Raw genomic sequence first — 10,060 nt, 5'->3', positions numbered from 1 at the left:
ATTCGTTTGGCATCCGGGAAATGTCTTTGTGGGCGGTGGCTAGGTAACTTTACTATCACGGAGGAATGTCTGCTGGTAGGTGTTTTTCAGTTTACCTGCAAACAACACCAATTAGATAGCTAGGGGTATCAAGGGATTTTTTACCAATTTTGTGCTTTATTTTCGTTGAGGCGGTCGAACTCATAGCCTGTAGTTTTGTTCGGTGATATTTATTAATTGAGAAGCTTTATCTGCGTTTTTTAAGCTTGCGCTTTTTCTTGGGTTGAGGTTGTAGAGGATTAACGAGGGAGACAAAAGGTTTGTAACCACGAGTGATGCGGGGCGTGCCGACAAACTTACCAAAAAAGGCTTTGTTGGAACTTACTGTCCACCAGGTTGCCCATCCCCAGGCGGTTACAATTCCGGTTGCAAGCCAGGAAGCTTGCATAAAACCCTTAACTACCATGTAGGAGATGAGAGCGATCGCACTCCAGGGAACAATTTGGTCGGCGGGGAATGGCCCGAGACGTGGTTGGTCTCCTAATACACGGTTGACTGTACGAAATTCCCGAACTCTTGTCATTATTACGAAAGGCAAAAGTCAGCTTTTGAAATCTTGATGAGTGGCACTTGTGGAATTGTGCCACTCGTGGTGGCTTTTTTGACGAGTGGCTACTCAGCCTGTTACCAGCCCTGCAAGCAAGTCTCCGACTACAACTGTGAGGGCAACGATAATTGGTGTACGGGCGATTGTTTGCCAATCCTCGTCGTTTCTGGCTGATTGAACGACCCGGATCAGACCAATACCAAGGTAAATTAGGAACAAACCGCGCAGTACTGCGAATACGTATTTGATAATGTCTGCATTAACACCAGTAAAATACTCAGTGAAAAAGTCCTCTGCATTTTGCATGAACTGGGCGTTTGCTGGTGCAGCAGCGATATCCAACATAAATACTACACCTACCAAGCAGAACAAGACAGTATAAATATTGATGCCATACTTGCGCTGCCATTTCTCGAAGTTGGAAAGTAGCAAGTTTGCTTCCTTGGGTAGTAACGCTACAATGCCAGTTCCAAAAGCCAGCGATGCCATTACCATGTGATGAATGGAGATATCTGCGTTAATAACGTTGCAAAAGAATCGTCCGTTTACCTTTGTGGATCATGCCCTGAAGTGTGGGGATTCGCTGATTGGGGTGACTTTGGAACAGTTGCGTTATTGGAATTTAGACACAACTGGCACACCGGAGTTATTTGCTGAGGAGATTCGGCGGGAAGTTGATAAGGTGATTGAGTTACGGCGAGAGATTGCATCGCTTCCGGTGTTGACGAGGGAAGACCAAAATCGCAAGGTGTATTTATTGACGGAAGCAAATGCGAGAAGTTTTGATTTACGTCAAGGTTGTAATTTATTAGTTGGGAGTTATTTTAATGATTGGTCGGAGAAGGAAAGGGAAGGTTTAAGGAAGACTTTGCTAACTACTTTTCGGGATGGTGCAGATATTCCTGATGGGATGGGTAAGGCTTTACCTGATTTTGAAAAGTTGCATCCGTTTCATTGGGAGTTGGAATTTCCAGAGGTGTTCGTAGTGAGCGATTTATCGCTTAATAATGATAAGGGTGGCAAGAAAAGCACTAAAGTGCTTACTACGAACGAAAATCAAAAGTTAGGATTTGATGCGATTGTGGGAAATCCGCCGTTTATGGGTGGAAAAAAAATTACAGGTGCTTTGGATACAGCTTATCGAGATTTTTTAGTTAAATGGATTGCGAATGATAAACGCGGTAACGCTGACCTTTGTGCTTATTTTTTCTTACACGCCAAACAGTTATTAAATGTAAATGGTGGATTTGGTTTAATCGCTACGAATACCATAGCACAGGGTGATACTCGTGAGGTTGGGTTAGACCAGTTAGTTTCTGATAGTTGCGTAATTACTCGTGCTGTATCTAGTAAAAAATGGGAGGGTATCGCTAGTTTAGAAGTTGCCTATGTTTGGTTACATCAAGGTAATTGGTTGGGTGAATTTGTTTTAGATGAAAAGTCTGTGGATGGAATTACAGCTTTTCTGACGATACCTGGTAAAGCAGTAGGTAATCCTTATCAGTTAGCTGTAAATAAAGATAAATCTTTTCAAGGTACTCTAGTTTTGGGAATGGGTTTTGTATTAACTCAAGAGGAAGCAAAAGCATTAATTGAAAAAGACCACCGCAACAAAGATGTTTTATTTCCTTATTTAAACGGTGAAGATTTAAATTCTCGTCCTGATCAATCACCTAGTCGTTGGGTGATAAATTTTAAGGATTATCCTTTAAATACTGAAGATGATAATTTTAAGAAACCGAAAGGTAAACCTTATGCGGCTGATTATCCTGATTGTTTGGCGATTTTAGAGGAAAAGGTTAAAACTGAAAGAGCAAATAAAGCTGCGGATGTTGCAGCTGCACCTTGGTGGCAGTTTTGGCGAATACGTTCAGAACTCTACGATGCGACCACAAATATGGAACGAGTGTTAGTAATCGCAATTGTCAGTAGAACAGTAGCGTTTACTTTTGTCCCTGCCAATCAGGTTTATGCTCATAAATTAGCTGTTTTTTCATTTGAAAATGATTCATATTTTAGTATTCTCCAGTCAAGTTTTCATTATCACTGGGCTTGGAATTACAGTTCGACGATGAAAACTGACCTTAATTATAGCCCCTCAGATGTATTTGAAACCTTCCCCTTCCCCACATCAACCGCAAATCTAGAAGAAATAGGCGATCGCTACTACAATCATCGCCAAAATATCATGCAAACACGCCAAGAAGGATTAACCAAAACCTACAACCGCTTCCACAACCCCGACGAAACCGCCGCCGATATTCAACAATTGCGCGAATTGCACATAGAGATGGATAATGCTGTAGCTGCTGCTTACGGTTGGCAAGATTTAGAATTATCTCATGGTTTCCACCAAACTAAACAAGGCTTACGCTTCACCATCAGCGAAACTGCACGGCGAGAAGTGCTAGATAGATTATTAGAATTAAATCACCAACGCTATGCTGAAGAGGTAGCACAGGGTTTACATGATAAAGGTAATAAAAAAAGTAAATCTGGAGGTAAGAAGAAGGCACAAACGGAATCTAAAAAACAAGATAATGATAATGGGCAGATGAGTTTATTTTAGGTTGAGAATATGGAAGATGAACCCTCACCCCAACCCTCTCCCAGAGGGAGAGGGAGTAAAGAAAGAGAAAAAGACAGTCAAGAAAAAGAACCACAGAATAAAAATAAACAAGAAAAAGATAACGATAAATCTTGTCCCCCTCTCCCTCTGGGAGAGGGGCTAGGGGTGAGGGCAGAAATCTCTAAATTAGCAGGTAACAACCGACAAATTCCCAAAGTATTATTAGAACGCGCCCGCGAGTTAAGAAAACAACAAACACCAGCAGAGCAAATATTATGGGAATGTTTAAGAAATCGACGTTTATTAAATACAAAATTTCGCAGACAACATAATATTGGTAGATATATCGCTGATTTTTATTGTCACGAAAAGTTATTAATTATCGAGTTAGATGGTAGTATTCATGCAAATCAGCAAACTGAAGATTCTATCAGAGAAAACTGGTTAAATTCTAATCAGTTGATTGTAATCCGCTTTAGTAATGAGCAGATATTTGATGATATCGAGTTTGTTTTACATACAATTGCTCAAGCCCTCATCCCCTAGCCCCTTCTCCCCAAGGGAGAAGGGGGACTGGAACTAGAATTTGGCAGGGTGGGTTATAAGTTTTCACCAATTAAATACCTTTTTTACAAACCGATTTTCCCAATCCTTTTCATGTTCATATTCATCTAACCAAACCTTTAAATCAATTGCATCTGTAAATTCCATAAAAGCTATTGCAAATCCTTCTAACTGTTGCAGATTCAATCCGCGAATGCGTTCGGATATTCCAGGTATTTCTTCCTCAAGTTCACTAATATCACAAAAACGACTACGAACTAAACAATTAAACAAATGATATACACCTGGATATAAAATATCTTCATCATTGACTGACTCTTGCATAAAATCCTCACTCAATAATTGATCAGATATTAATATAGTAAATTTTTACTATAAAACAAATAGCTTATTATTGTAAAAATATGAATTAAGTTAAATTTACTTTAATAATTATGAACAATCACTATATAAAAGACCGGAGTTTTTACCTCCGGCTTTATCGCTTTATAGTTTATCAAAACCTAAAACTAATTACTTTCCTGCTGATCTAACCAAGTAATTAAATCAGATACTTCTGAAATGTTGAACAATGCAGCACCTAAAGCTTCGAGCTTCTCAACAGATAAAACTTGAACTCTCTCAATTGTGAATGAATTAAGCTCCCCAAAACGTTGATTGAGTAACCGCAAACAAAATGAAACCGCTTCTTGTTGTTTCCCCTTCTGCAAAATATCCTGATAAATCACTGACTCCTGCATAATTTCCTCTCCTAAAAATTGCTGAATTAAATCCTTCTTAAACTTCAAACCTGCTAATATTTCTGTGTAAGCGGCGATATTCTGCCGAGTTTCCCTATCTGAGATTCTAGCAACACTTTGGGCAACCTGCGATAATAACCTTTGGGGTGAATCTGTCTGTGTTAAAGGTGCTAACGGTAATAATGCAGGATTATCCAGAAATAACACCGAATCTTGTTCCCACATTCTGACAACACGATAGCGGTGATGTGTCATTTCATTTACATATTCTTCAGTAAAAGCGATTTCGTTACTTGTCTCTTGTAAGAAAATCACTACTTGCGTTATTGGAACATCATATTTTCGCACTAACCTAACAAAATAATCCAACATTCGTAAGGGAATGGGAGTATCAGATTTTGCTTCTGTTTGAAATTCCAAATGCAAAATACGATTCTCTGTTTGTAAAAAAGTTACAGAATCGGCTCGAATTGGCTCGATGCTTAATTCAGTTTTTAATACTTTGATTTGTCGCGGTTCATGAGGGAGCAACCAACGCGCAAAATCCGTTGGATATTTCTCTGCTAATATTTTACAAACGTTGTCAAAAGCCACCAGTTACACCCAATTTTATACTGATATAAACCACGTCTATCTTGAAACCTGTAGTTCAACTCTTTTGAAAAAGATTTGCCCTCATCCCCCAACCCCTTCTCCCCAAGGGAGAAGGGGAGCTAGAATTTCAAAATCTCTCTCCCATATCTGGGAGAGGGATTTAGGGTGAGGGCGAAAACTACGGTTCTCAACTTAGATGAGGTTTAGTTATTATAAAATTATATTTGATATATTAAGCACATAATTTTACTTTTGTTATGATTCATTCAATCTGATAAACCGAAAAAAATTATGCGAACAATACCAATCCAATTACCAGAAACAGTATTTTCAGCACTCCGCAAAAATCCTGAAGAATTCATCCAAGAAATGCGAATTGCAGCAGCAGCTAAATGGTACGAATTAGGTGAAATATCACAAGCTAAAGCAGCAGAAATTGCTGGGCTATCTCGTGCTGAATTTATTAATGCCCTATCACGCTACCAAGTAGACTTTATGCAATATACTGCCCAAGAGTTAGCCGAGGAACTAACGAATGTCGATTAATCGTCTAATTATTAACTCTTCACCTTTGATTGTTCTTTTGAAAAGTCAACAAGCGCAATTAATTCGCTAACTTTTCTGATAACCTGTAAACCTCCAAATCTTCAAAATCCGGTCTTCCCATCCCCAATCCCCATTCCTCATTGAGTATAATTTTGAATAACACTTAAACAAACCTAATTATATCTACGTATAGATACCCATCTACCATGATCTTCGAGATTATCCACAAACCCACCTTCACCAATCAACTCTTAGCTATCCCTAAAGAGTATGTGGTGCAAATATTGGAGAAAATCGAAGTATTGCGGGATGATCCCAAACCTCACGGTAATTTAAAGAAGAAATTACATGGCTACAAGGGTGATGTGTATCGCTTGCGTTCAGGCGACTATCGCATAATTTATACTTTTGGTGATAAATGGGTAGCGTTGCTGGGTGTAGATGCCCGTAAAGATGTATACAAAGGCGATAAGCTAGTTGCTGAAACAACTGATATCGATATCAGCACTCTGCCAGATGTAGAAGCATTGCTGGCTGTAAAACCAACTTATACTCCAAACTTGGTTTTGCCTGATACCTCCAACACAGAAAGCCCGCTACCCGTGGAAATTACCGAAGATTTGCTTCATAGGTTGCGACTACCGGAAGAATATTGGACAACATTAACCGCGTGTCGGACATTAGATGATTTAATGGCAGTCAACTTACCAGGTAAATGGTGCGATCGCATTTTTGATTGTATCGCTGAACCCAATTTTGACCAAGTTCTGAACCAACCCAGCTTTGTTACGGGTAGCACTGATGATTTATTGCGCTTCACTGAAGGTGAGTTGCTGGGATTTTTACTCAAACTCAATCCTGAACAAGAAAAGTTCGTCAGTTGGGCAATCAACGCTTCTGGCCCTACACTGCTAAAAGGTGGCCCCGGTACGGGAAAAAGTACCGTTGCACTTTACCGTGTTCGTGCGTTGGTAGAAACACTCAAAGCCAACGGAATCGAAAAACCTAAAATCCTATTTACAACCTATACAAATGCACTGGTTGCGTTTTCTCAACAACTTTTAGCAAGTCTGCTAGGCGAAGATATACAGTATGTTAATGTCAAAACTGCCGATGCAATAATTGCGTCAGTCATTTCCCAAAGTACCGGAAAACCCAATATTGCTTCTGGTGATGTCCTGCGAAAAACCATCAAGCAGGCGCTAATCTACGCAATTGATTCTCTAGAAGGCAACTTACTACAACGTCAAGCGCAAGAACAAACGTTAAAACGTCTGAGTATTGATTATCTCATCGATGAAATTGGTACAGTTATCGAAGCACGCGAAATCAAAACTCTCGAAGCATATCAAGCAACGCCACGAAGCGGTAGGGCAATTTCCCTTAACAAAACGCAACGTCAAGCAATCTGGCACTTGCGTCAACAATTTTACCAGCTGCTAGAAAAACAAGAACTCGAAACTTGGCCGCAAGTCCGTACCCGTGCCTTGGAAACATTACGGGAGATGGATAACCCGCCGATTTATGATGCAGTGGTAATTGACGAAGCCCAAGATTTAGACCCCAATACTTTACGTATTTTAACTCAAGTCTGCCGTCACCCTAACCGCCTGTTCATTACCGCCGATGCCAATCAATCCATATATGGTAGTAGCTTTCGATGGAGTGACGTTAGCCAAGACTTGAAATTTGTCGGACGCACAGGAGTACTGCGCGTTAATCACCGCACCACCCGCGAAATTAACGAAGCGGCAATATCTTATTTGGCAAATTCGATTTTAGATGATGAGGGAATGGGGAATAGGGAATTGGGAATCGGAGAAATTTCCCATTCTTCATCCCCCATTCCCCATTCCCCAACTAGAGACTATATCCACACTGGCCCACCACCGGCTGTCCGTGCCGTAAATAATCCAGGGGATGAAGCAGAATTACTGGTACGATTTTGCAAAAGTGCTGCCCGTGAATTTCGGTTGGGTATTAACGCTTGTGCCGTAATTGTGCCGACAGAAAGCGCTGGTACAAAAATAGCTGGTCAACTTTCATACTTAGGGTTAGAAGCGCATTTCATGTCTAGCAAAGACTTGGACTTAAATAAACAAGGTGTTAAAGTTATTACGCTTAAAGCTGCGAAGGGGTTAGAATTTCCCATTGTAGCGATCGCAGGATTTTTGGATGCAACCTATCCAACGATTCCCAAAGGTACACCGGAGGATGAAATTACAGAAATTTTAGCACGCGATCGCCGGACTTTGTTTGTTGGTATGACTCGCGCTATGCGGGCATTGTTGGTTATTGTTCCTGCAAGCAACTCTTCTCTCCTCTTGGAAAAATTCGATTCTCAATTGTGGAATCTTGGGAATAGGGAATAGGGAATGGGGAATAGAATGATTATTAATATTTAGTGGGTTATTACTTTTATCAGCAATATGGAAATTATTAAGCTTCCTTCTGTACTTCCAGGTGAATTAGATTTACTAAATATTAATAAACAACTGCGGGAACATCAAATTCAGCTTGATTGGAGTGCGGTTGTGTCTGCACCAGAATCTCAGCTTGTGGTTTTGCTAGACGGAATTGATCAAGTAGAAGATGCTGATTGGTTAGTAAATGGAGATATTGCAGAGAAGATTGCCACTGATATCAGCAATTTGTTTAACAAGCAGAAGCCTAAAGCTAAAAAATCGCGTTCTAAGAAAAAGCCGCTAGAAACTAAAGTAACTCCTCAACTTTGGGAACAGAGGAAACCATTAGAAACACAATTTCTACCTTCAACAAACGAAGGTCAATTATTAGAAGATAAATTTATACTTGCGATTGATCCGGTTGTTGAGGAAAAGCTAGAAGTAAAAGCAGATGAAACTAGTAAAATTCTGGAATCGCAGTTACCCACACCTTATAAAATCCGTGATGAATTAGAAAAAGCAGTATTGGCAGATTTACTTGGGCCTGCGGGTGGTGAGGAAGAAGAAGTAGATGAGGATAATGTAAGCGATCGCTATCTTGTAGGGTTACTCGCACCGCAACAACGCCGCATCACTGCTGAGACTGTAAATAAATCGATTGTGGCTGACGAAGTGCAAGACGAATTATTTAGAGAAGTTGACTATCAACAACCAGAACTTATTGATGAATTGGCTGTAGTTGGTAAAGGTACTGTCGAGGAAGGCACAACTGAGGTTAGTGTACCACCGGCTGAAACGATGTTTCCGTCATCTTTTGGGATGACTTTTTGCGTTAGTGGTGCAGCCAAAGTATTGCAAATTAATGCAGGGTGGGGACAATATAAACGCACTAAAAGCGAAACTATTACCAAAAAAGATGATACACCAAAAATGGTGTGGAAACGCCAACAAATTCTAGGAAATTCACCTCCCATTCCTCTAATTGAGGGAGAAATTCCTAAATGGACGGTGCATTCAGAATATCCCCAAGTGCAAGTACAAGGCAAAATTCGCCAACAAAGTAACGGGGATTGGATTGTTAGCTTGTTTTTAATTAACGGACAAAAAGAACCCGCCAAGTTACGTGATGAAGCGTGGTTATTTCAACCAGAATTAAGCGTACAATCAGCAGATTCTCAACATCTCGATATTTTTCTCAAACGACACAAACCGCGTCAGGCTGGTAAGCTTGACCCGGTAATCTATGCTGAAGAAAAAGCAATGGCAATGCTTTATCGTAAACAGGTAGAGTTCGCCATTGGTCATGGGGTAAGCGTCCACGCCGAAACAGCACAAAATACTACAGAATGTGCTGTTAAATTATCTACCAACATTGTACCTGTCTACGAAGTTCCCAAAACCTCTCCACCTCAAGCAGATGAAATTCCTGAATTGGCGGGATTGGTTTTGGATATGAAAGAACTTGCGGAAACTCCAACCGTAGATTTTATCAGTAAGCTAAATCCTCTGGTAACAGCTTACGCAGTCTGGATTCAACAACAAGCACAACGGATTTCTAATCCTAATGAAGGATTGACAGATTACCAAGATGTAGCTGAGGATGCAATTAAAAATTGCGATCGCACTCTTCAACGCATTCAGTCAGGTTTAACGCTGCTGCAAACCAACCCTGAAGCAGCCGAAGCTTTCCGATTTATGAATCAAGCCATGCACTTGCAGCGTCTTCGTTCTATTTACTCAGAAGAAGCACGCCAAGGCAAAGCGCCAGAATTAGACAAAATCCCCAATCCTACCTGGTTTCCCTTTCAATTAGCTTTTATCTTGCTGAATTTACCCAGCATAACCGACTTACACCATTGCGATCGGAGTCACGAAACCGATGCTGTTGCAGACTTACTCTGGTTCCCCACTGGTGGTGGTAAAACCGAAGCTTAGGAGTTATGTAAAAATAACTTGAACAATTAACTGACTACTTTGGGTTTGATAATATAGTTCCACTCACCATGAAAAGAATTTCGTTCGATTGCGATAGTATCAAGCTCTTGGTCTGTAACCT

Annotated in this window: 8 protein-coding genes and 1 pseudogene; 5 read left to right on the top strand and 4 right to left on the bottom strand. The window is 40.4% G+C overall.

All coding sequences use genetic code 11. The annotated features are described in order from the left end of the window. Positions 1-226: 226 nt before the first annotated feature. Positions 227-562 carry a hypothetical protein gene (locus AC1F2U_RS33890; protein ID WP_094351880.1) on the bottom strand — a complete coding sequence of 112 codons (336 nt, stop codon included), beginning with the start codon at positions 560-562 and terminating at the stop codon, positions 227-229. 93 nt (positions 563-655) lie between these two features. Continuing rightward, positions 656-1,102: pseudogene (locus AC1F2U_RS33885) on the bottom strand (hypothetical protein); the annotation flags it as partial. On the opposite strand from AC1F2U_RS33885, the gene AC1F2U_RS33880 reads away from it, so the two are divergent. Both AC1F2U_RS33880 and AC1F2U_RS33875 read left to right on the top strand, forming a co-directional pair. Continuing rightward, entirely contained in the window at positions 1,089-3,155 is a 2,067-nt protein-coding gene (locus AC1F2U_RS33880) for an Eco57I restriction-modification methylase domain-containing protein (RefSeq protein ID WP_480265126.1), read from the top strand. The pseudogene AC1F2U_RS33885 and the gene AC1F2U_RS33880 sit on opposite strands and share 14 nt — an antisense overlap. 9 nt (positions 3,156-3,164) lie before the next feature. Continuing rightward, the gene (locus AC1F2U_RS33875) at positions 3,165-3,701 is read left to right on the top strand and encodes an endonuclease domain-containing protein (RefSeq protein WP_480265125.1); all 537 of its coding nucleotides are present in this window, start codon (positions 3,165-3,167) and stop codon (positions 3,699-3,701) included. A gap of 63 nt (positions 3,702-3,764) precedes the next feature. On the opposite strand, the gene AC1F2U_RS33870 is transcribed toward AC1F2U_RS33875, so the two are convergent. Both AC1F2U_RS33870 and AC1F2U_RS33865 read right to left on the bottom strand, forming a co-directional pair. Beyond that, a complete protein-coding gene (locus AC1F2U_RS33870; RefSeq protein ID WP_190884398.1) occupies positions 3,765-4,043 on the bottom strand; it encodes a DUF4351 domain-containing protein in 279 nt (92 codons plus the stop codon). 185 nt (positions 4,044-4,228) lie between these two features. Beyond that, positions 4,229-5,053: an Rpn family recombination-promoting nuclease/putative transposase gene (locus AC1F2U_RS33865; protein ID WP_480265124.1), complete on the bottom strand. Its 825-nt coding sequence runs from the start codon at positions 5,051-5,053 to the stop codon at positions 4,229-4,231. Positions 5,054-5,344: 291 nt separating this feature from the next. Between AC1F2U_RS33865 and AC1F2U_RS33860 the strand changes: the two genes are divergently transcribed. From AC1F2U_RS33860 to AC1F2U_RS33850, 3 genes are all read left to right on the top strand, one after another. Next, positions 5,345-5,599 carry a UPF0175 family protein gene (locus tag AC1F2U_RS33860; protein ID WP_265271067.1) on the top strand — a complete coding sequence of 85 codons (255 nt, stop codon included), beginning with the start codon at positions 5,345-5,347 and terminating at the stop codon, positions 5,597-5,599. 206 nt (positions 5,600-5,805) lie between these two features. After that, complete coding sequence (locus tag AC1F2U_RS33855; protein ID WP_480265123.1) at positions 5,806-7,971, top strand: UvrD-helicase domain-containing protein; 2,166 nt, start codon at positions 5,806-5,808, stop codon at positions 7,969-7,971. A 57-nt stretch (positions 7,972-8,028) separates the two neighbouring features. Then, entirely contained in the window at positions 8,029-9,939 is a 1,911-nt protein-coding gene (locus tag AC1F2U_RS33850; protein ID WP_480265122.1) for a hypothetical protein, read from the top strand. Positions 9,940-10,060: the final 121 nt, after the last annotated feature.

It is taken from the genome of Nostoc sp. LEGE 12454 (assembly GCF_056620565.1).
This window is presented reverse-complemented; position numbering and strand designations above follow the sequence as displayed.